Below are 20,806 nucleotides of genomic sequence, written 5' to 3' on the forward strand. Positions count from 1 at the left end.
TTTTTATTCCCCCCCCCCCCCCCCTAAACCACCCCCCCCCCTCCGGCCGCCCTCCTCATTTTTTTATACCCCCCCCCCCCCCCCCCCGGGGGGCCCCCCCCCCCGGGGGGGGGGGCCCCCCCCTCCGGCGTCCGCTGACCGGGTCCGGGACGCCGAAATGTGCCGTGCGCCCCCACGCCGGGGCGTGGAAGGATGGCCCAAACGTCACGAAACCGAGGAGATGACCGGGTGCCTGGCACAAACCTGACCCGTGAAGAGGCCCAGAAGCGCGCCGCGCTGCTGACCGTGGACGCGTACGAGGTCGAACTCGACCTCTCCGGCGCGCAGGAGGGCGGCACCTACCGGTCCGTCACCACCGTCCGCTTCGATTCCGCCGAGGCCCATGCCTCGACCTTCATCGACCTCGTCGCACCCGCCGTCCACGAGGCCGTCCTGAACGGTCACGCGCTCGACGTCGCCGCCGTCTTCCGCGACTCCCGGATCGCCCTCGCGCATCTGCGGCAGGGGCCGAACGAGCTGAGGGTCGTCGCCGACTGCGCGTACACGAACACCGGAGAGGGCCTGCACCGCTTCGTCGACCCGGTCGACGACCAGGCGTACCTCTACACCCAGTTCGAGGTGCCGGACGCCCGCCGCGTCTTCGCCTCCTTCGAGCAGCCCGACCTGAAGGCGACCTTCCAGTTCACCGTGAAGGCGCCGAGCGGCTGGTCGGTCGTCTCCAACTCGCCCACGCCGGAGCCCAAGGACGACGTGTGGGTCTTCGAGCCGACCCCGCGCATCTCCACGTACATCACCGCGCTGATCGTCGGCCCGTACCACTCGGTGCACTCGTCGTACGAGAAGGACGGCCAGAGCGTCCCGCTCGGCATCTACTGCCGTCCCTCGCTGGCCGAGTTCCTGGACGCCGAGCACATCTTCGACGTCACCCGGCAGGGCTTCGACTGGTTCCAGGAGAAGTTCGCGTACGACTACCCGTTCGCCAAGTACGACCAGCTCTTCGTGCCCGAGTTCAACGCGGGCGCGATGGAGAACGCGGGCGCGGTCACCATCCGCGACCAGTACGTCTTCCGCTCCAAGGTGACGGACGCGGCGTACGAGCGGCGTGCCGAGACGATCCTGCACGAGCTGGCCCACATGTGGTTCGGCGACCTCGTGACCATGGAGTGGTGGAACGACCTGTGGCTGAACGAGTCGTTCGCCACCTACACCTCCGTCGCCTGCCAGGCGTCGGTGCCCGGCACCCGCTGGCCGAACGCCTGGACCACCTTCGCCAACGCGGAGAAGACCTGGGCCTACCGCCAGGACCAGCTGCCGTCCACCCACCCGATCATGGCCGAGATCAACGACCTGGAGGACGTGCTCGTCAACTTCGACGGGATCACGTACGCCAAGGGCGCCAGCGTGCTCAAGCAGCTCGTCGCCTACGTCGGCCAGGACGAGTTCTTCAAGGGCGTCCAGGCCTACTTCCAGGCGCACGCCTTCGGCAACACCCGCCTCTCCGACCTCCTCGGCGCCCTGGAGGAGACCTCGGGGCGCGATCTGAAGACCTGGTCGAAGGCGTGGCTGGAGACCGCCGGCATCAACATCCTCCGCCCGGAGGTCGAGACCGACGAGAACGGCTCGATCACCGCCTTCGCCGTCCGCCAGGAGGCCCCCGCGCTGCCCGTGGGCGCCAAGGGCGAGGCCGTCCTGCGCCCGCACCGGATCGCGATCGGCTTCTACGACCTGGACGCGGACGGCAAGCTGGTCCGGGTCGAGCGCCTCGAACTCGACATCGCCGCCGCCGAGCTGACCGCCGTGCCGCAGCTGCACGGCAAGCGCCGCCCGGCCGTCGTCCTCCTGAACGACGACGACCTGTCGTACGCCAAGGTCCGCCTCGACGAGGTGTCCCTGAAGAACGTCACCGCGCACCTCGGCGACTTCGCCGAGTCCCTGCCGCGCGCCCTGTGCTGGGCCTCCGCCTGGGACATGACCCGCGACGGCGAGCTGGCCACCCGCGACTACCTGGAGCTGGTGCTCTCCGGCGTCGGCAAGGAGTCCGACATCGGCGTCGTCCAGTCGCTCCAGGGCCAGGCCAAGGCCGCCGTGGACCTGTACGCGGCGCCGGAGTGGCGCGAGGCGGGTCTGAGCCGCTGGACCGACGCGACCCTGGCGCACCTGCGCGCGGCCGAGCCCGCGAGCGACCACCAGCTGGCCTGGGCGCGGGCCTTCGCGGCGACCGCGCGCACCCCGCAGCAGCTCGACCTGCTCGCCGCCCTCCTGGAGGGCCGCGAGACGATCGAGGGCCTGGCCGTCGACACCGAGCTGCGCTGGGCGTTCGTGCAGCGCCTCGCGGCGACCGGGGTCTACGACGAGACGGAGATCGCGGGCGAGCTGGAGCGCGACCGGACGGCGGCGGGCGAGCGGCACGCGGCCACCGCCCGCGCGGCCCGTCCGACGGACGCGGCGAAGGCGGAGGCCTGGGCCTCGGTCGTCGAGGACGACAAGCTGGCCAACGCGGTGCAGGAGGCCGTCATCGGCGGCTTCGTCCAGTCCGACCAGCGCGAGCTGCTCGCCCCGTACACCGAGAAGTACTTCGCGGCGATCAAGGGCGTCTCGGAGACCCGCAGCCACGAGATGATCCAGCAGATCGTGGTCGGCCTCTACCCGGCGCTCCAGGTCTCCCAGGAGACGCTGGACGCCACCGACGCGTGGATCGCGGAGCACGCCCCGGCCCCGGCGCTGCGGCGTCTGGTGACGGAGTGCCGCGCGGGCGTCGAGCGCGCCCTGAGGGCGCAGGCGGCGGACGCGGCTGCCCGGTAGTCCCGTAGGACCCGGAGAACGGCGAAGGGGCGCCCTCCCTGGTGGGGGCGCCCCTTCGGCGTGCCGTGGCGGTCCGGGTCGCCGGTGGTCCGGGTCGTCGGTGGTCGGGGACTCGGAGTCCTGCGCCCCGGACCAGGGGCCCCGGACCAGGGGGGGGCTGGATTCCGCCCGGCGGGCGGGCGGCGGGGCGCGCCGCTCCGCCGGGCGGAGGTCTTCCGGTCCGGTCAGCCGCCGAGCGCCGTGAACCGGGCGCGCAGTTCGGCCGCGCCCCGCTCCGTCAGTGCCCCGTGCAGCCGCATCCGGGCGACCCCGCCGTCGGGGAAGGCGTCCAGCCGGACGTGGGTGACGACGGCATGGGCGGGCAGCTTGAAGCGGTGCGGGGTGTCGGGCTGGAGCCTGGTCCGGGGGATGATCTCGAACCACTCGCCGTTCTCGCCGTTGCGGCCCTGGAGGGCGATCCAGCCCGCCGAGTTGCCCTTGAGGCAGGCGGTGTCGATCTCGACGGCGCGGACGGCGCCCTGCGCGGCGAGCCGGAAGCGCACCCAGTCGTTGGTGCCGCGCACCCGGCGGCGCCGGTTCTCCCAGCCGTCGTCCATCTTGCGGGAGGTGCCGGGCAGGATGATCTGGGTCGGCGAGGAGTAGAAACGGTCGGAGGCGTCCTCGTACGAACCGCCGTTGAGCACCGCGATCAGGTCGAGGGTGCCGAGCAGCTCCAGCCACTCGGGGTCGGGGACGACCTCGCCGTGGACGCGGAGGCGGGCGACGCCGCCGTCCGGGTGCTGGCAGAGCCGCACATGGGTCCAGCGGCGCTCGGCGGTGATCTCGAAGCCGTTGGCCGCGTGGCCCCGGACGGGGGTGGGCGGGACCAGCTCCTCCCACTTCGCGTCGAGCAGCTCCCCGGGGGTGGGCGAGCCCTCCACGGAGGTGGCCTGGACGCTCACCCGCTGCGGGTAGTTGCCCCGGAAGTGGGCGGTGTCGACGACGATCCCCCGGATCACGCCGGGGGCGCCGAGGCGGACGATCGCCCAGTCGTGGTCCTCGGGGGCGGGGAAGACGTTCTCGGCGTCGGCGCCCCGGCGGCGGCGGGTCTCCCAGCCGTCCATGATCTTGCCCTTGTGGCCGAAGCGCTCCGGGTCGAAGACGGCGCGCTCGCGGACCAGGAGGTTCTCGCGCTCGGCGAAGAACTCGTCGTTGGCGGCGACGACCCCGGCGCCGAGCCGCCGGTCGGCGAGGTCGACCAGCTCGGTGAAGGGGAAGTCACCGGCGCGGTAGTCGGCGTACGGGTCACCGCCCGCGTAGGGGGAGGCGTCGTTGGCGTGCGGGTCGTCCTGGGGCGCGGCGTTCGCTTCGGGGCTGCTCATGCCCCGACTCTCCCGCGCCCCGGACCCACGGTCCATCGAATGTTTTCGAGGACACTCTTCAGTTCTTCTGAAAGGTCTCTGAGGGGGGCGGGCGGGCTGGCGCGGCGGGGGCGCCCGGGGCTCAGACCGTCTCGCGGGCGGCGGCGGCCCGACGGAGGGCCGTGAGCACCCGGGCCACCGCGGGGCCCTCCTCCGCGCCGCGCCGCACGGCGGCGACGACATGGCGGCGGGGCTGGTCGGCGGCGAGGACCCGCATGACGACCCCGGTGCCGCTCCGGCGCTCCGCCGCCGCCATCCGGGGGACCAGGGCGATGCCCATGCCCGCCTCGACCATGGCGAGGATCGCGGTCCAGCCGGAGGCGCTGTGGGCCTGTTCGGGCACGAACCCGGCGGCCTCGCAGGCGGCGGTGGTGATCTCCGACCAGGGTCCGGAGCCGCCGAAGATCCAGGGTTCCGCCGCCAGGTCGGCGAGCCGGAGACCGGGGGCGTCGGCGTGCGGGTGCCCGGTGGGCAGGGCCACGTCGAGCGGGTCGGCGAGCAGCGGCACCCGGCTGAACTTGGGGTCGCGGGCGGAGGGCGCGTGGGCGGCGAGCGAGAGCGCCAGATCGACCTGGCCCGCCGCGAGGAGTTCGTACGCCTCCGCCGCCTCGGCCTCCCGGACGCGGACGTCGAGCCCGGGGTGCGCGGCCCGCAACTGCCGTACGGCGGGCACGACGAGCGCGGTGACGGAGGTCGAGAAGGCCGCCACCCGCACCTGGCCCGCCTCGCCCCGCAGATAGCCGTCGAGTTCGGCGTCGGCGCGCTCCAACTGGGCGAACACCACCTCCGCGTGCCGCAGCACCAGATGGGCGGCGTCGGTGAGCCGGACCCGGCGGCCCTGGGCCTCCAGGAGCCGTACGCCGAGCTGCCTGGAGAGGTTGGTGAGCTGCTGCGACACGGCCGAGGGGGTGAGGAGGAGGGCCTCGGCGGCGGCGGTGACGGTGCCCCGGTCCCGGAGGGTGCGGAGGATCTGGAGCTTCTTGACGTCCCACTCGGTCATGGGGCGCAACCTATCCCCCCTTCCGTTGCCGGGGTACGGAGGCCGGGACGGCCCCGCCGAGGACCAGCGCCGCGCGCGGGGCGCCGGGGAAGGCCGGGTTCCTCGCCGATGGGCGCGTACGGGGGAGAACGCCGAGGCCGACGCCCGGCGCGGGGTTCCGCGCGGTCGCCGGCTCTTCGGTGTCACCGCTCGGGGGCGGTCGGTGGGTCGGGGGCGGTCGGTGGGTCGGGGCGGGGCCGTCGGTTTCCGTCCGGCCGGTGGCCTACCGTCGCGCCGCCGAGGTCTCCAGGTCCGTCGAAACCTTCCGGCGGTTCTCTTCAGTGGAGCTGAACGGTCCGTCCGCTTCGACGGCGCGGGCCTCCGGGGCCGCCTCCACGGCCTCCCCGCCCTTCCCGGTCTGCGCCTTCCCGGTCTGCGCCTTCCCGGCCTTCCCGGTCTGCGCCTTCCCGGCCTTCCCGGCCTTCCCGGTCTCTCCGTCCTCTCCGCCCTTCCGGGTACGGGGGCTCAGCTGGCCCGCGAGGGTGGCGCCGAAGGCGATGACCATGCCGAGCAGCTGCACCGGGCCGAGGGCCTGGCCGAGGGCGGCCCAGCCGATGATCGCGGCCGTGATCGGGGAGAGCGGGCCGAGGAGGGTGACCGAGGAGGCGCTCAGCCGCTCGATGCCCCGGAACCAGAGGAAGTACGAGATCGCGGTGTTGCCGAAGGCGAGGTAGGCGTATCCGGCCAGGTTGGCGCCGGTCAGGGCGGGCGGGGCGCCCTCGACCAGGAAGGCGACGGGCAGGATGACCAGACCTCCGGCGGTGAGCTGCCAGCCCGTGAGGGCGAGGGCTCCGACGCCCTCGGGGCGGCCCCAGCGCTTGGTGAAGACGACGCCCGCCGACATCGAGAGCGCGGAGAACAGTCCGGCGACCACTCCGACGAGATCGAGGGCGGCTCCGGCCTTGAGCACCACGAGACTGACGCCGAAGGCGGCGGCGATGGCGGTGATCAGGGACTTCGCGGTGGGCTTGTCGCCGAGGAGGAGGGCGGCGAGACCGACGACGAGGAGCGGGCCCACGGAGCCGACGACGGCGGCGACCCCGCCGGGGAGGCGGTAGGCGGCGAGGAAGAGGAGCGGGAAGAAGGCGCCGATGTTGAGGGCGCCGAGGACCGCGGACTTCCACCACCAGGCGCCCCGGGGAAGCTTGCGGGTGAGGGCCAGGAGGAGGAGTCCGGCGGGCAGGGCGCGCATCAGACCGGTGAAGAGCGGCCGGTCGGGCGGCAGGAACTCGGTGGTGACGAAGTAGGTGGAGCCCCAGGAGATCGGGGCGAGGGCGGTCAGCGCGACGACTGCTGCTTTGCGGGACATGACGGGTTCCCCCCTGGCACGGATGCGGCGCCGGTCCCTCGCGGACCCGGACCGGCTTGGCAGTAATTAACTTACCATTAAGCTACTTGCTTGCAAGTGGCTTTCTTGCCATCGAGTCTGTGGAGAGAGGAGACTGTGCGCATGGAGACGAAGAACCCCGGACCGGCCCACGACGCCGTCGACGCCATCGCCGACCAGTGGGCGGTGGTCCGCCCCGATCTGGACACCGTGCCGATGGCGGTCTTCGGGCGGATCTACCGCCTGGCCAACGCCATGCGCGGCAGGGTCGACAAGGCGTACGCGCCCTACGGCATGGCCCTCGGGGAGTTCGACGTGCTCGCCACCCTGCGCAGGTCGGGGGAGCCGTACACGCTCTCGCCGCGCGAGCTGACCGCCACGCTGATGATCACGACCGGCGGGATGACGGGCCGTCTCGACAAGCTGGAGAAGGCGGGACTGCTCACCCGCAGCCCGGACCCGAACGACCGCCGGGGTCTGCGGGTCACCCTCAGCGAGCGCGGCAGGGAGCTGGTCGACCAGGCCGTGGAAGCGGGTGTCGCGGAGCAGCGGGCGGCCCTGGAGGGCGCGCTCACCGACGAGGAGGCGGCGCAACTGACCGGGCTGCTGCGCAAACTGCTGGCGTCCTCCGTCTGAGGCGCGAGGTCCCGGCCGGGGCCGGTGGAGTATCGGCCGGGGTCCTGGCCGACAGCCGGTGGAGGACCGACCGGGAGAGCCGGTGCGGGGACCCGGTCGGGAGCTGGCGGGCAGCCGGTGGAGGTCCGGCCGTGGTCCGGTCGGGAGCCGGTGGAGCACCGGCCCGGCTGGGGTCCGGTGGGGACCTACCGGGGCCGGTAGCGGACCTGCCGGGGTTCGGCCGGGAGCCGGTGGAGGTCAGGCACGGGATGGAGGTCCGGGCTCAGGGGCCGGTGCGGCGTCGGCCGACAGCCGGTGGAGCACCGGTCAGGAGCCGGTGGACGCACCCGACCGGGGCCCGGTGGACGCGCCGGGCCGGAGGGCTCGGCGCGGGCCGGGGAGGCCCGGGAACGCGTGCGAGGGCGCCGCACGGCACATCGGTGCCGTGCGGCGCCCTCGGCGGCGCGAAGGAGGCGGTGGTCAGGCCTTCTTGGACTTGTCGAGCACCATCACCAGGCCGGTGATCACCAGGAACAGCACCAGCGGTGCCGCGACGAACAGGCCGAGGGTCTCGATGACCTCCAGCTTGGGGGCCGGGTCGTCGCCGTCGTCGCGGGTGAGCGCGAGCGCGGGGGACGACATGAGCAGCATCATCAGCGTCGTACCGGCCGCGATCGAGCCGGCGCGCAGAGCGTTCTTCTTGTCCACGGTGCAAACGTAGCGAACGCCTAATCGGCCCGCGCGCCCGGGGGTGCCGTACGGGCGTTCCGCCCGGTCGCGGCGGTCTCCGTGGAAGCCCCCGGGGCGTCCGGGGCCGTCGTGCGCGCGTGCAGCTCGCGCAGCAGCGCGTGCGCGCGGGGCGAGGCCGCGAGCCGCTCCAGGGTGAACGGCTGACCGTCCGGACCGGCCAGCGGCAGCCGCCAGTTGGGGTACTCGTCCCAGGTGCCCGGCAGGTTCTGCGGTCTGCGGTCCCCCACCGCGTCCGGCAGCCACACCCCCACCATCCGGGCCGGGGTGTCCAGCAGGAACCGGTGGACGGCGACGATCTCGGCCTCCTCGTCGCCCGGACCCTCCGGGAGCAGCCCGAGCCGCTGGAAGACACCGAGCCACTCGGCGGTCTCCGCCGCGTCCGCCGCCCGCTCGCGCTCCAGGTCGCCGGTGAGCAGCCCGAGCCGGTGCCGCAGGGTGACGTGGTCGCCGGAGAGCCGGGCGGCGGTCGGGGGCAGGTCGTGGGTGGTGGCGGTGGCCACGCACGCGGTGCGCCAGGCGTCCCGTGGCAGCGGGCGCCCGCCGCCCGCCCAGTCCCGTTCGAACCAGAGCACGGAGGTGCCGAACACCCCGCGTCCGGCGAGTTCCTCGCGGACGCCCGGCTCGACCGTGCCGAGGTCCTCGCCGATGACGAGGGCCCCGGCGCGGTGGGCCTCCAGGACGAGGACCGCGAGCATCGCGTCGGCGTCGTACCGGACGTAGGTGCCTTCGGTGGGCTCGCGGCCCTCCGGCACCCACCAGAGCCGGAAGAGGCCCATGACGTGGTCGACGCGCAGCGCGCCCGCGTGGCGCAGGAGTTCGCGCAGGAGTCCCCGGTAGGGGGCGTAGCCGGTGGCGGCGAGGACGTCGGGGCGCCAGGGCGGCAGGCCCCAGTCCTGGCCGCGCGCGTTGAAGGCGTCGGGCGGGGCGCCGACCGACATGCCGGTGGCGAAGTCGTCCCGCCGGGCCCAGGTGTCGGAGCCCTCCGGGTGGACGCCGACCGCGAGGTCGTGGACGATGCCGACCGCCATCCCGGCCTCGCGGGCGGCCTCCGCGGCGGCGGCGAGCTGCCGGTCCGTCAGCCAGGCGAGACGGCAGTGGAAGTCGACCCGGGCGGCCAGGGCGGGGTCCTCGCGGACGACGGTCTCGGCCGTGCGCGGGGCGCGGAGCGCCTCGGGCCAGCTCCGCCAGTGGGGTCCGTGGCGCTCGGCGAGGGCCTGGTAGGTGGCGTGGTCCTCCAGGGCGCGGCCCCGGGCGGCGAGGAAGGCGTGGAAGTCGGCGCGTCGGCCGGGGCCGAGGTCGACGGCGGCGACGACCAGTTCCAGGGCCCGCCTCTTGAGCACCCACACCGCGTCCCGGTCGACGGGCGCGCCCTTGGTGAGGACCCGTTCGCGCAGTTCGGCGGCCTCGCCGAGGATGCCGTCGAGTTCCTGCCGGTGCTCGGGGCCGAGCAGCGCGTACTCGGGGACCTCCTCGATCCGCAGGTGTACGGGGTCGGGGAAGCGGCGGGAGGAGGGGCGGTACGGGGAGGGGTCGCTCGGCGCCCCGGGCACGCCCGCGTGCAGGGGGTTGACCTGGATGAACCCGGCGCCGTGGACGCGGCCCGCCCAGGTGGCGAGTTCGCGCAGGTCCCCGAGGTCGCCCATGCCCCAGGAGCGGGTGGAGAGCAGCGAGTAGAGCTGCACGAGGAGTCCGTACGAGCGGTGTCCGGGGGCGGGCGCGCGCACGGGGCTCACGATCAGGGCGGCGGTGGCCGTCCGCCCGTCGGGGGCCTGCGCCTCGACGGTGTGGACGCCGAGGGGCAGCCGCTCCCAGTCCCGGCCGGTGACGACGGCGCCGTCCTCGGTGGTGACCCGGAGCCGGGTGCCGGGCGGCAGGTCGGCCGGGGGGTGGACCGGCTCCGCGTCCCGCCACCGGACCAGGGTCGGGGGCAGCAGGCGCTCCCGGTCGGCCCGGTCCGCCGCTCCGAGGGCGGCGGCGACCTCCTCCGGGGTGGTCGCGGCCACGCCGAGGGCACCGAGGACGGCGACCACGGTCGCCTCCGGCACCGGCACGGTGACGCCTTCGGACGGGCTGTGGGCGGTGGCGACGCCGTGAAGGGCGGCGAGACGGGCCAGGGTCACTTCACACTCCGGGGGACTCCGTGCCGCCCGCGCTGCCGGGGGCGGTGGCTTCGCTGGTGAGGGGGGCCGCCGTGGTGAGCGGCGGTTCGCTGGTGAGGGGGGCCGCGTCGGGGAGCGGGGGCTCGCTGGTGAGCGGTTCGCCGGTGCGGACCTGCTGCGGAATCCGTATCCGTCCGAGGTGGTGGGCGGTCGTGGTCACGGGGGTCTCCCGATTCGTCTCGACAGGTGGGACCTGGGTCACGACTGAGCCCTACCCACCGCTCCTCGTTCTACCGGCGGAACGTGACGAAGTGACGTCACCTCGCCGGAACCGACCGGGCGAAGCCGACACGAGGGCCTGTCTCGTTGACACCTCCCCACGCCGGGTGGTGGGCTCGTGACCCACTCGTGACCGAACCGGCGGAGCGGCCGGTCCCGCCGAAGGGAGACCTCGTGCGCCCCGTGCACCTCGTGCGCCCCCGGCGCGGGAGACGCGCCGCGACCGTGGTGGCCGTCGCCGTCCTCGGCGGTCTGCTCGGCGGGACGGTGGCGGTCCCGGCGCGGGCCGTTCCGGCGCGGGGGTTCGCGGCGGGGGCGCTCCCGGAGGCGCCGGGCCCCTCCCCCACGGACGCTCCCCACCCGCCTTCCGGGCCCACCGGGCCCGCCGAGCCCACCGGGGTCCCGGCTTCCAGGCCCTCGCCGTTTCCCGCGCCTTCCGCGTCCTCGTCCTCGTCCTCTTCGCGCGCCCTGCCCGATGTGTGGCCCCGGCCGCGGTCGCTGGCCGCCGCCGGGCCCTCCGTACCCCTCGGGGAGGAGGTGACGCTGGTCGCGGACGGGGACGCCGATCCGTACGCGCTCGCCGCCCTGCGGGCGCTGCTGGGGGCCGCCGGGGTGCGGACCGTGCACGAGGGGCTCCCGGGCCGGGGGCCGGTGCTGCGGGCGGCGGGGCCCGGTGGCGGGGCCGCCCGGGAGGCACTGGCCGCCCTGCGGGTGCCCGACCGGCTCGGTCTGCCGGACGGCGGCTACCGGCTCGCCACCGGCCGCTTCCGGGGGCGGGACACCGTGGTCCTGGACGGGGTGGGCGGGGACGGCCTGTTCCACGCGGTCCAGACGCTGCGCCAGCTCCTGGGGAGCGGCCGGGAGGTCCCCGGGGCCGTCGTCCGCGACTGGCCGGGCACGGCCGGACGCGGGATCACCGAGGGCTTCTACGGGCGTCCCTGGACGACGGAGCAGCGCCTGGAGCAGCTCGACTTCCTCGGCAGGACCAAGCAGAACCGCTATCTGTACGCGCCCGGCGACGACCCCTACCGGGGCGTCCAGTGGCGCGACCCCTACCCGGCGGAGCAGCGGGCCGGTTTCCGGGCCCTGGCCGAGCGGGCCCGCGCCCGGCACGTGGTGCCCGGCTGGGCCGTGGCGCCCGCCCAGTCCATGTGCCTGTCCTCGGACCGCGACACGGCGGCGCTGATCCGCAAGACCGACGCCATGTGGGACCTCGGGTTCCGCTTCTTCCAGCTCCAGTTCCAGGACGCCTCGTACGACGAGTGGCACTGCGAGCGGGACGCCGAGGTCTTCGGGCGCGGTCCCGGGGCCGCCGCCGCCGCGCACGCGCGGGTGGCGGGCGTCGTCGCCCGGCACCTCGCCGGACGGCACCCGGGGAGCGAACCGCTGACGGTGCTGCCGACGGAGTACTACCAGGACGGGGCGACGGAGTACCGCACGGAGCTGGCGGCGGCGCTCGGCGCGGAGGTGCGGGTGGCGTGGACCGGCGTCGGCGTCGTACCGCGCGCGATCACCGGCGGTGAGCTGGCGGCGGCCCGGGGCGCGCTGCGCCATCCCCTGGTCACCATGGACAACTACCCGGTCAACGACTACGCGCAGGACCGGCTGTTCCTCGGCCCCGTCACCGGCCGCGAGCCGGAGGTGGCCGTCGGTTCCGCCGCGTTCCTCGCGTACGCCATGGAGCAGCCCGTGGCCTCCCGCGTACCGCTGTTCACCGCCGCCGACTACGCCTGGAACCCGCGCGGCTACCGGCCCCCCGAGTCCTGGCGGGCGGCCGTGGAGGACCTGGCGGGCCCGGCACCCGCCGCCCGCGAGGCGCTGGCGGCCCTCGCCGGGAACGGTGCCTCCTCGGTCCTCGACCCGACGGGCGAATCGGCCTTCCTGAAACCGCTCCTGACGGCGTTCTGGGCGTCCCGCGAGCGCCCTGAGGAGCCGGGCGGGCCCCGGGTGGACCCGGACGGCGGGCCGCCCCGGGCCCCCGGGTCCGGGGCCGCCGACCGGCGGGTGGAGGCGGCGCGCGCGCTGCGGGCCGCGTTCACCGTGATGCGGGAGGCCCCCGGGCGGCTCGCGGACACGGCGGGCGGCGCCCTCGGCGAGGAGACCGGCCCCTGGCTCGACCAGCTCTCGCGGTACGGGCGCGCGGGCGAGACCGCCGTCGATCTGCTGCTGGCCCAGACGCGCGGCGACGGCGCCGCCGCCTGGCGGGCGCAGCTGCGCCTCGAAGCGCTTCGGAAGGAACTGGCGGCGAGCCGGGTGACGGTCGGCGCGGGGGTCCTCGACCCGTTCCTCGCGCGCGTGGTGGAGCGGGCGGCGGCCTGGACCGGCGCGGACCGGGCCCCGGCGGCCGGTGCGGAGCGGGCGCCGGGCTCGTACACCGTGCGGTTCGGCCGGGCGCGGCCGGTGGAGGCCCTGACGGTGATGGCGGAGCCGGGCGCGGCGGACGGGGTCCGCGCGCGCGTGGAGGCGCGGGTGCCGGGCGGCGGCTGGCGGGCGCTCGGCCCGCTGTCGGCGTCCGGGTGGACGCAGTCCTGGGCCCCGGGGCTGCGGGCGGACGCGCTGCGGGTGGTGTGGGACGGCGGGGGCGGGCGGCCCCGGGTGCGGGCGCTCGTGCCGTGGTTCGCGGACGGCCCGCGCGCGGGGCTCGGCCTGGCCAGGACGGAGGCGGACGCGGTGATCGGCGGCCCGGCGCTGCGGGTGGACGTGGAGTTGTCGGGGCGGCGCGCGGAGGAGGTGCGGGGGCCGCTGACGGCGAGGGCCCCGGCGGGCCTGACCGTACGGCTGCCGGAGCGGGCCGTGGTGGAGCGGGGCGGGCGGACGGCGGTGCCGCTGGAGGTGTCGGTGGCGCCGGGGACGCCGGTGGGCGCCTACCGGGTGCCGGTGTCGTTCGCGGGCCAGGAGCGGGTGCTGACGGTGCGGGCGTTCCCCCGTACGTCGGGCCGGGATCTGGCGCGGGCGGCGACGGTGTCCTCCTCGGGCGACGAGACGCCGGACTTCCCCGCCGCCGCTTCGGCGGACGGCGACCCGGCGACCCGCTGGTCCTCCCCCGCCGAGGACGACGCCTGGCTGCTGTTCGCCCTGCCCCGGCCGGTGCGGCTGGGGCAGGTGGTGCTGCGCTGGCAGGACGCGTACGCCTCCCGGTACCGGATCGAGGTCTCGGCGGACGGGCGGTCCTGGCGGACGGCGGCGACGGTGAGGGACGGCCGGGGCGGGCGGGAGCCGGTCCGTACGGACGCCCCGGACACCCGGTTCCTGCGGGTGCGGGGCGAGGCCCGCGCGACCCGGTACGGCTACTCGCTCTGGTCGGTGGAGGCGTACGCGGTGGCGCCGGAGGGCTCCGCCGGGGAGACCGGGAGGACAGGGGGAGGCGGGCGGACCACGGAGAGCGGGAGGGCCGCCGGGGCGGGGAGGACCGGGGAGCCGGGGAAGGCCGGGGAAGCGGGGAAGGCCGGGGAGACGGGGAAGGCCGGGGAGGCGGGGAGGACAACGCCCTCCGGCGCCCCGGGCCGCTCCGGCACCGCAGGCCGCTCCGGTGCCGTGGGCCCGGTGGGGTCCGCCGGGGGCGCTCCCGGCGGCCCGGACGGGGGCACGGCTGAGGAGCGGCCCACCCGCTGAGGGTGTGCCGCGCCCGGCCCCGCGTACGCGAAAGGCCCGGCTCAACCCGTCGTCAGCGCCCTCACGGGGGCGTCGGCGACGGAGTCGATCCGGGCCATCACGTCCTCGGCTCCGTACGGCTGGAGGTACGGCAGCCAGCGGGGGTCCCGGTGTCCGGTCCCGATGATCCGCCAGGCCAGACCGGTCGGCGGGGCCGGTTGATGGCGCAGCCGCCAGCCGATCTCCCGCAGGTGTCTGTCGGCCTTGACGTGGTTGCAGCGGCGGCAGGCCGCCACCACGTTGTCCCAGACGTGGGTGCCCCCACGGCTGCGCGGGACGACGTGGTCGACGCTGGTCGCCACCGCCCCGCAGTACATGCAGCGCCCGCCGTCACGGGCGAAGAGGGCCCTGCGGGTCAGGGGAACGGGCCCCCGGTAGGGGACCCGCACGAAGCGTTTCAGCCGCACCACGCTGGGCGCGGGGACGACTTGGGTCTCGCTGTGCAGGAAGGCGCCGGACTCCTCAAGACAGAGGGCCTTGTTCTCCAGGACGAGGACGAGCGCGCGGCGGAGCGGTACGACGCCGAGCGGCTCGTACGACGCGTTGAGGACCAGGACATGCGGCACGGATGCCTCCTATGACGCCGGCGGCGCGTGGCTCGCGCCGGGACGAACTGCTGTCAGTCTCTCCTCATGCCTGGTCGGAACGCCACCACGTACCACGCTCGGGGTGGACGGGCCGGGCGTGTTCTCGACCACACCGGCATGTCTTCCCTCTCTCTGCCCGGGTGAGGTCGGTCTCTCCCTCGAACACGGCAACGAGACCGGGCGAGGGGCCCCGTTACTGTGGAGGATCCGCGTCCGCAATGCCTGGAGGTTGTTTCGTGTCCTGGTCCGCCCTGGCGGCTGCCACCGAACCCGAGCCCATTCCGGTGACCCTGGACGAAGCCGCGGAGACGGCGACGAACGCGGCGAGCTGGGTGGAACAGAACTGGTCCACCTGGCTGAACACCGGGCTGCGCATCATGCTGATCATGGTCGTGGCGCTGCTGCTGCGCATGGTCATACGGCGCGCCCTGACGAAGCTGATCGACCGGATGAACCGCTCGGCGCAGGCGGTGGAGGGGACGGCCCTGGGCGGTCTCCTGGTGAACACCGAGCGGCGGCGGCAGCGCTCGGAGGCGATCGGTTCGGTGCTGCGTTCGGTGGCGTCGTTCCTGATCCTGGGCACGGCGGGGCTGATGGTCCTCGGCGCCTTCAAGATCGATCTGGCGCCGTTGCTCGCCTCGGCCGGTGTGGCCGGTGTGGCGATCGGTTTCGGCGCCAGGAACCTGGTGACGGACTTCCTCTCCGGTGTCTTCATGATCCTGGAGGACCAGTACGGGGTCGGCGACTCGGTCGACGCGGGCGTGGCCTCCGGCGAGGTCGTCGAGGTGGGTCTGCGGGTGACGAAGCTGCGCGGGGTGGACGGCGAGATCTGGTACGTGCGCAACGGCGAGATCAAGCGGATAGGGAACCTCAGCCAGGGCTGGGCGACGGCGGCGGTCGACGTGACGGTCCGGCCGACGGAGGACCTGGAGAAGGTGCGGGCCGTCATCACGGAGGCGGCCGAGTCCATGGCGAAGGAGGAGCCGTGGAACGAGCGCCTGTGGGGCCCGGTGGAGGTGCTCGGTCTGGTCGAGGTGCTGATGGACTCGATGACCGTCCGGGTCTCGGCGAAGACGATGCCGGGGAAGGCGCTCGGTGTGGAGCGCGAACTGCGCTGGCGGATCAAGCGGGGTCTGGACGAGGCCGGCATCCGGATCGTGGGCGGGCTCCCGGCGCAGGCCGAGGAGGCGGTGGCCGATCCGACCGCGGGCATGGCGGCCCCGTCGGCGTTCGCCTCGGCGACCTCGCCCCAGTCTGCGGCGGCGACCCCGCTGCCGAGGACGGACCTCACCAAGTAGGCCCGGCGGCACGGGACGCGCGGCCGACGGGGAACCACCGGCCGCGCGGAGGAGCCGGTACCGGCCGTGCTCCCGGGCGGAGGAATCCGTACCGTCCCCTGGCAGGGGAACCCGTACCAGCCCCGCGCAGGGCAACCGGTTCCGGCCATCTCGCGCCCGTCCCGCCGGTCAGGTCGTACCGTCCCCGCCCGGCGGAGAGCGCCCCTCCCGCCGGACTCCGGAAACGCCCCCTCGGGTAACGCTTCGGTTGCCTTCGGGGGCGTTTGTCGTCCCCGGGTATTGACGGCCCCGTGACGTCCGCCTTACCTTCCTCCCACCGAATAGGAAACTTTCCTAACAGTGCAGTGGGTGAACGGTTCCGCCGCCGGGCAGCGCTCAGGCAGCAGAATGGCCCGAAAGCGTCGAAGGGCAGGTGCGACCTCATGGCCGGTACGACCCCGGGAACCCCCGGCACACCGCGCGTCCTGCGCGCCATGAACGACCGCGCCGCCCTCGATCTGCTCCTGGAGCACGGCCCGCTCTCCCGCACCCGGATCGGCAAGCTCACCGGCCTGTCCAAGCCGACCGCCTCCCAGCTCCTCGCCCGGCTCGAAGCCGCGGGCCTGGTCATCGCCACCGGCACCACCGAGGGCCGTCCCGGACCGAACGCCCAGCTCTACGCGGTCAACCCGCGCGCCGCGTACGCCGCCGGACTCGACGTCAGCCAGGCCCGTATCCACGCCGCCGTCGCCGACGTCACCGGCCGCATCGTCGGCGAGTACGAACTGCGCACCCCCGGCCGCGCCGCCTCCGGAGTGGTCCGTCAGGTCGCCGACGCCCTCGACGGGGCCGTCAAGGCGGCCGGGATCACCCGCGAGGAGGTCCGGCGCCTGGTCATCGGCACCCCCGGCGCCTTCGACCCGGCCACCGGGCGGCTGCGGTACGCCTCCCACCTGCCCGGCTGGCACTCCCCCACCCTCCTGGAGGAGCTGGCCGCGGCCCTGCCCATGCCGTTCGAGTACGAGAACGACGTCAACCTCGTCGCCGTCGCCGAACAGCGCGTCGGCGCCGCCCGGGGCCACACGGACTTCGCCCTGCTGTGGAACGAGGAGGGCCTCGGCGCCGCCCTCGTCCTCGGCGGGCGGCTGCACCGGGGCTTCACCGGCGGCGCGGGCGAGGTCGGTTTCCTGCCGGTGCCCGGCACCCCGCTCGTCCGGCAGGTCACCAAGGCCAACTCCGGCGGCTACCAGGAGCTCGCGGGGGTGCAGGCCGTCCCCCGGATCGCCCGCGCCCTCGGCATCGACACGCCGGAACAGCCGTACGTCCCGGTGGCCGCCGGACTGCTCGCGCACGCCGCGGAGGCGCACGGCGAGGACCCCCGGTACGCCGAACTGCTCGACCGCTACGCCGAACGCCTCGCCACCGGCCTCGCCTCCCTGGTCGCGGTCCTCGACCCCGAACTGATCGTGCTGTCCGGCGAGGTCCTCGTCGCCGGCGGCGAACCCCTGCGCGCCCGCGTGCAGTCCGAACTCGCCGACCTCGCCGCCTCCCGGCCGCGCCTGGTCCTCACCGCCGTGCCCGTGCGCCCCGTGGTCCGGGGCGCCCTCGAAAGCGCCCTCGCCACCACGCGCGACGAGGTCTTCGACACCTCGCGCTGACCCACCACCCGCCCCAGCTTCCTCCCCTTCCCCCCGTAACCCCTCCGCCACAGGGAGACACCGTCATGCCCGGACGCCCGCGCAAGGCAGCCGCCGCGCTCGCCGCCACCGCCTCGATCGCCCTCTTCGCCTCCGCCTGTACGGGCTCCGCGAACAACGCGGCGAGCGACGACCCCAAAGCCGAGACCACCATCACCTTCTGGCACGGCTGGGCGGCGCCCTCCGAGGTGGCGGCGATCACGGCCAGCGTCGACCGCTTCATGAAGGCCCACCCGAACATCAAGGTGAAGGTCGTCGGCGCCATCAACGACGACAAGCTGGGCCAGGCGCTGCGCGCGGGCGGCTCCAACGGGCCGGACGTCGTGTCCTCCTTCACCACGGCCAACGTCGGCAAGTTCTGCGCCTCGGGCGCCCTCGCCGACCTCGAGCCGTTCATCGAGAAGGACAAGCTGGACCTCGACAAGACCTTCCCGAAGGTCCTCCAGGAGTACAGCCAGTTCGAGGGCAAGCGGTGCAGCCTGCCGCTGCTCTCCGACGCGTACGGGCTCTTCTACAACAAGGACGCCTTCAAGAAGGCCGGGCTCGACCCCGAGGCCCCGCCGAAGACCTGGTCGCAGTTCACCGAGGTCGCCAAGAAGCTCACCGAGCCCAAGGGCGACTCGTACAAGCAGCTCGGCTTCATGCCGAACTACCTCGGCTACGAGACCGTCGTCTCGCACTACATGTCCCAGTGGAAGCACGACGGGTACTTCGGCAAGGACGGCAAGTCCAGCGTCGCCACCGACCCGGGCTTCGCCGAGATGATGACGTACCAGAAGTCCCTGGTGGACGCCCTCGGCGGCTTCCAGAAGCTCGACAAGTACCGCACCACCTTCGGTGACGAGTGGGGCGCCCAGCACCCCTTCCACACCGGCCAGGTCGCCATGCAGCTCGACGGCGAGTGGCGGCTGAACTTCGCCAAGAACGCCAAGGTGCCCTTCGAGGTCGGCGTCGCGCCGCTGCCGGTCGCCGACGACGAGATCGCCGAGTACGGCAAGGGCTACCTCTCCGGCACCATCATGGGCATCGCGCCGCAGAGCAAGAAGCAGAACGCGGCCTGGGAACTGGTCAAGTACATGACCACGAACACCGAGGCCGTGGTCGGGTTCGCCAACGACATCGGCAACGTGCCCTCCACCCTGGAGGCCCTGAAGTCCCCGAACCTGAAGCTGGACGAGCGCTTCAAGGTCTTCCTGGACATCGCCCGCCACCCGAAGTCCAGCACCTCCGACGGCGCCATCAACGGCTCCGCCTACCAGGACACCCTCCAGAAGTTCGCCCAGAAGTACGAGAAGGGCGAGGTCACCGACCTGAAGAAGGGCCTCGCGGACACCGCGGCCCAGATCGACCGCGACATCGCCGCGGCGAAGTGACGGCCGACCTCCCATGAGCACGGACACCCTGCCCGCGAAGGCGGCGGCCACCCCGGCCGCCGCCGTTCCCGGAGGACGCAACACGCTGCGCTCCAAGCGCCGCCGCAACGCCCTGCGCACCCTGGCGTTCATGTCGCCCTGGCTGATCGGCTTCGGCGTCTTCTTCGCCTACCCGCTCCTCTCCACGCTGTACTTCTCGTTCATGCGGTACGACGGGCTCAACCCGCCCACCTGGCGGGGCACCGACAACTGGTCGTACGTCTTCACGGACTTCCCGCAGTTCTGGCCCGCCCTGCAGAACACCCTCTGGCTCTGTGTCGTCATGGTGAGCTGCCGGGTCCTCTTCGGCCTCGGCATCGGGATGCTCATCACCAGGATCAAGACGGGCGCCGGAGTCTTCCGCACCCTCTTCTACCTGCCGTACCTGGCCCCGCCGGTGGCCGCCACGCTCGCCTTCGTCTTCCTGCTCAACCCCGGCACCGGACCGGTCAACTCGCTCCTGGAAGCGATCGGCGTCCCCGCCCCCTCCTGGTTCAACGACGCGAGCTGGTCCAAGCCCGCCCTGACGATCCTCGCCGTGTGGGGCATCGGCGACCTCATGGTCATCTTCATGGCCGCGCTGCTCGACGTGCCCAAGGAGCAGTACGAGGCCGCCGAACTCGACGGCGCCTCCGGGTGGCAGCGGTTCCGCTTCATCACCCTGCCGAACATCTCGCCGATCGTGCTCTTCGCGGTCGTCACCGGGATCATCGGCGCGATGCAGTACTACACCCAGCCGATGGTGGCCGCCAAGGTCGCCTCGGGCGTGATGGGCGGCTCCGGCGTCACCTTCGTCCCCGGCCACCCGGACGACTCCACCCTGACCCTCCCCCAGCTGGTCTACAGCCTCGGCTTCAGCCAGTTCAACTACGGCGCGGCCTGTGTGGTGGCGCTGGTGCTCTTCGCCTTCTCCATGGCCTTCACCGCGCTCCTCATGCGCAAGCGCGGCGGCCTGATCGGCTCGGGTGACTGAACCATGACGACCTCAACCCTCCCCGACCGGACCGCGTCCGCGAGCCCCGCGCTGCGCCGGGCCCGCCGCAAGGCGCTGCTGCACTGGATCGCCGTGCACTCGCTCGGCATCGCCGCGGCCCTGTTCTTCGTGCTCCCGTTCGTCTTCGTCCTCCTGACGTCCGTGATGAGCGACCAGCAGGCGCTCACCCGGGACCTGACGCCGAACTCCTGGCACTTCGAGAACTACGTCGAGGTCTTCGAGACCCCCGGCTTCCTCACCTGGTGGAAGAACTCCCTGATCTACGCGGGAGTCGGCACCGCCCTCGTCGTGGTGTCCTCGGTCCCGGTGGCGTACGCGCTGGCCAAGTTCCGCTTCCGCGGCCGGCACCTGTCGCTGCTGCTCGTCATCTCGATGATGATGCTGCCGCCGCAGGTCGTGATCATCCCCATGTACCTGTTCTGGGCCAAGCAGATGGACCTCTCCGGCTCGCTGTGGCCGCTGATCATCCCGATGGCCTTCGGCGACGCCTTCGCCATCTTCCTGCTGCGCCAGTTCCTGCTGACCATCCCCGACGAGTACGTCGAGGCGGCCAGGATCGACGGCTGCGGAGAGTTCCGCACCCTGATCCGGATCGTGCTGCCGATGGCGAAGCCCGGCATCGCCGCCGTCGCCCTCTTCCAGTTCTTCTACTGCTGGAACGACTACTTCGGGCCGCAGATCTACGCCTCCGAGAACCCCGCCGCCTGGACCCTCAGCTACGGCCTGGAGTCCTTCAAGGGCGCGCACCAGACCGACTGGAATCTGACCATGGCCGCGACCGTCCTGGTCATGGCCCCTGTGATCCTCGTCTTCTTCTTCGCCCAGAAGGCGTTCGTCGAGGGAGTCACACTGACCGGAGTGAAGGGCTGAAGCACAC

15 protein-coding genes are annotated in these 20,806 nt (G+C 73.7%); 8 read left to right on the forward strand and 7 right to left on the reverse strand.

Translation table 11 applies throughout. The annotated features are described in order from the left end of the window. Positions 1 to 228 precede the first annotated feature (228 nt). On the forward strand, positions 229 to 2,802 hold the full coding sequence (gene pepN / locus ACFXGN_RS29420) for an aminopeptidase N (protein WP_384864938.1): 2,574 nt from the start codon (positions 229 to 231) through the stop codon (positions 2,800 to 2,802). A 224-nt stretch (positions 2,803 to 3,026) separates the two neighbouring features. On the opposite strand, the gene alc is transcribed toward pepN, so the two are convergent. The 3 genes from alc to ACFXGN_RS29435 form a co-directional block, all read right to left on the reverse strand. Further along, entirely contained in the window at positions 3,027 to 4,163 is a 1,137-nt protein-coding gene (gene alc / locus ACFXGN_RS29425; protein WP_384864940.1) for an allantoicase, read from the reverse strand. Between the two features lie 121 nt (positions 4,164 to 4,284). After that, entirely contained in the window at positions 4,285 to 5,202 is a 918-nt protein-coding gene (locus ACFXGN_RS29430) for a LysR family transcriptional regulator (protein WP_384864942.1), read from the reverse strand. A gap of 262 nt (positions 5,203 to 5,464) precedes the next feature. Then, positions 5,465 to 6,550: an EamA family transporter gene (locus ACFXGN_RS29435; protein WP_384864944.1), complete on the reverse strand. Its 1,086-nt coding sequence runs from the start codon at positions 6,548 to 6,550 to the stop codon at positions 5,465 to 5,467. A 141-nt stretch (positions 6,551 to 6,691) separates the two neighbouring features. On the opposite strand from ACFXGN_RS29435, the gene ACFXGN_RS29440 reads away from it, so the two are divergent. After that, on the forward strand, positions 6,692 to 7,204 hold the full coding sequence (locus tag ACFXGN_RS29440) for a MarR family winged helix-turn-helix transcriptional regulator (RefSeq protein ID WP_384864946.1): 513 nt from the start codon (positions 6,692 to 6,694) through the stop codon (positions 7,202 to 7,204). A gap of 459 nt (positions 7,205 to 7,663) precedes the next feature. Here ACFXGN_RS29440 and ACFXGN_RS29445 read toward each other — a convergent pair whose 3' ends face one another. From ACFXGN_RS29445 to ACFXGN_RS29455, 3 genes are read right to left on the reverse strand one after another with little or no spacing between them, the layout of a single operon-like run. Beyond that, complete coding sequence (locus ACFXGN_RS29445; protein WP_384864947.1) at positions 7,664 to 7,891, reverse strand: hypothetical protein; 228 nt, start codon at positions 7,889 to 7,891, stop codon at positions 7,664 to 7,666. Positions 7,892 to 7,911: 20 nt separating this feature from the next. Then, positions 7,912 to 10,053 carry a 4-alpha-glucanotransferase gene (malQ, locus tag ACFXGN_RS29450; protein WP_384864949.1) on the reverse strand — a complete coding sequence of 714 codons (2,142 nt, stop codon included), beginning with the start codon at positions 10,051 to 10,053 and terminating at the stop codon, positions 7,912 to 7,914. 1 nt (position 10,054) lies between these two features. Further along, positions 10,055 to 10,252, reverse strand: a complete 198-nt coding sequence (locus tag ACFXGN_RS29455) for a hypothetical protein (RefSeq protein ID WP_384865038.1) — start codon at positions 10,250 to 10,252, stop codon at positions 10,055 to 10,057. Positions 10,253 to 10,503: 251 nt separating this feature from the next. Here ACFXGN_RS29455 and ACFXGN_RS29460 point away from each other — a divergent pair, with 251 nt between their 5' ends. Further along, entirely contained in the window at positions 10,504 to 13,923 is a 3,420-nt protein-coding gene (locus ACFXGN_RS29460) for a beta-N-acetylglucosaminidase domain-containing protein (protein ID WP_384865023.1), read from the forward strand. A 41-nt stretch (positions 13,924 to 13,964) separates the two neighbouring features. Here the strand turns inward: ACFXGN_RS29460 and ACFXGN_RS29465 are convergent, their stop codons facing one another. After that, positions 13,965 to 14,528 carry an HNH endonuclease gene (locus tag ACFXGN_RS29465; protein WP_384864951.1) on the reverse strand — a complete coding sequence of 188 codons (564 nt, stop codon included), beginning with the start codon at positions 14,526 to 14,528 and terminating at the stop codon, positions 13,965 to 13,967. 239 nt (positions 14,529 to 14,767) lie between these two features. Here ACFXGN_RS29465 and ACFXGN_RS29470 point away from each other — a divergent pair, with 239 nt between their 5' ends. From ACFXGN_RS29470 to ACFXGN_RS29490, 5 genes are all read left to right on the forward strand, one after another. Next, positions 14,768 to 15,847 carry a mechanosensitive ion channel family protein gene (locus tag ACFXGN_RS29470; protein ID WP_384864953.1) on the forward strand — a complete coding sequence of 360 codons (1,080 nt, stop codon included), beginning with the start codon at positions 14,768 to 14,770 and terminating at the stop codon, positions 15,845 to 15,847. A 422-nt stretch (positions 15,848 to 16,269) separates the two neighbouring features. After that, positions 16,270 to 17,484: an ROK family transcriptional regulator gene (locus ACFXGN_RS29475; RefSeq protein WP_384864955.1), complete on the forward strand. Its 1,215-nt coding sequence runs from the start codon at positions 16,270 to 16,272 to the stop codon at positions 17,482 to 17,484. Between the two features lie 65 nt (positions 17,485 to 17,549). Then, positions 17,550 to 18,896 carry an ABC transporter substrate-binding protein gene (locus ACFXGN_RS29480; protein ID WP_384864957.1) on the forward strand — a complete coding sequence of 449 codons (1,347 nt, stop codon included), beginning with the start codon at positions 17,550 to 17,552 and terminating at the stop codon, positions 18,894 to 18,896. A gap of 13 nt (positions 18,897 to 18,909) precedes the next feature. Continuing rightward, complete coding sequence (locus tag ACFXGN_RS29485) at positions 18,910 to 19,908, forward strand: carbohydrate ABC transporter permease (protein ID WP_384864959.1); 999 nt, start codon at positions 18,910 to 18,912, stop codon at positions 19,906 to 19,908. Between the two features lie 3 nt (positions 19,909 to 19,911). Beyond that, positions 19,912 to 20,799 carry a carbohydrate ABC transporter permease gene (locus tag ACFXGN_RS29490; RefSeq protein WP_384864961.1) on the forward strand — a complete coding sequence of 296 codons (888 nt, stop codon included), beginning with the start codon at positions 19,912 to 19,914 and terminating at the stop codon, positions 20,797 to 20,799. The last annotated feature ends 7 nt before the right edge of the window (positions 20,800 to 20,806 follow it).

The sequence above is a fragment of the Streptomyces sp. NPDC059247 genome (genome assembly GCF_042754005.1).
In the GTDB taxonomy this organism is placed as follows: domain Bacteria; phylum Actinomycetota; class Actinomycetes; order Streptomycetales; family Streptomycetaceae; genus Streptomyces.

Coding starts and splice junctions, on each gene's coding strand:
- alc (WP_384864940.1), bottom strand. CDS start 4,163: ATGAGCAGCCCCGAAGCGAACGCCGCGCCCCAGGACGACCCGCACGCC.
- ACFXGN_RS29430 (WP_384864942.1), bottom strand. CDS start 5,202: ATGACCGAGTGGGACGTCAAGAAGCTCCAGATCCTCCGCACCCTCCGG.
- ACFXGN_RS29435 (WP_384864944.1), bottom strand. CDS start 6,550: ATGTCCCGCAAAGCAGCAGTCGTCGCGCTGACCGCCCTCGCCCCGATC.
- ACFXGN_RS29440 (WP_384864946.1), top strand. CDS start 6,692: ATGGAGACGAAGAACCCCGGACCGGCCCACGACGCCGTCGACGCCATC.
- ACFXGN_RS29470 (WP_384864953.1), top strand. CDS start 14,768: ATGCCTGGAGGTTGTTTCGTGTCCTGGTCCGCCCTGGCGGCTGCCACC.
- ACFXGN_RS29475 (WP_384864955.1), top strand. CDS start 16,270: ATGGCCGGTACGACCCCGGGAACCCCCGGCACACCGCGCGTCCTGCGC.
- ACFXGN_RS29480 (WP_384864957.1), top strand. CDS start 17,550: ATGCCCGGACGCCCGCGCAAGGCAGCCGCCGCGCTCGCCGCCACCGCC.
- ACFXGN_RS29485 (WP_384864959.1), top strand. CDS start 18,910: ATGAGCACGGACACCCTGCCCGCGAAGGCGGCGGCCACCCCGGCCGCC.
- ACFXGN_RS29490 (WP_384864961.1), top strand. CDS start 19,912: ATGACGACCTCAACCCTCCCCGACCGGACCGCGTCCGCGAGCCCCGCG.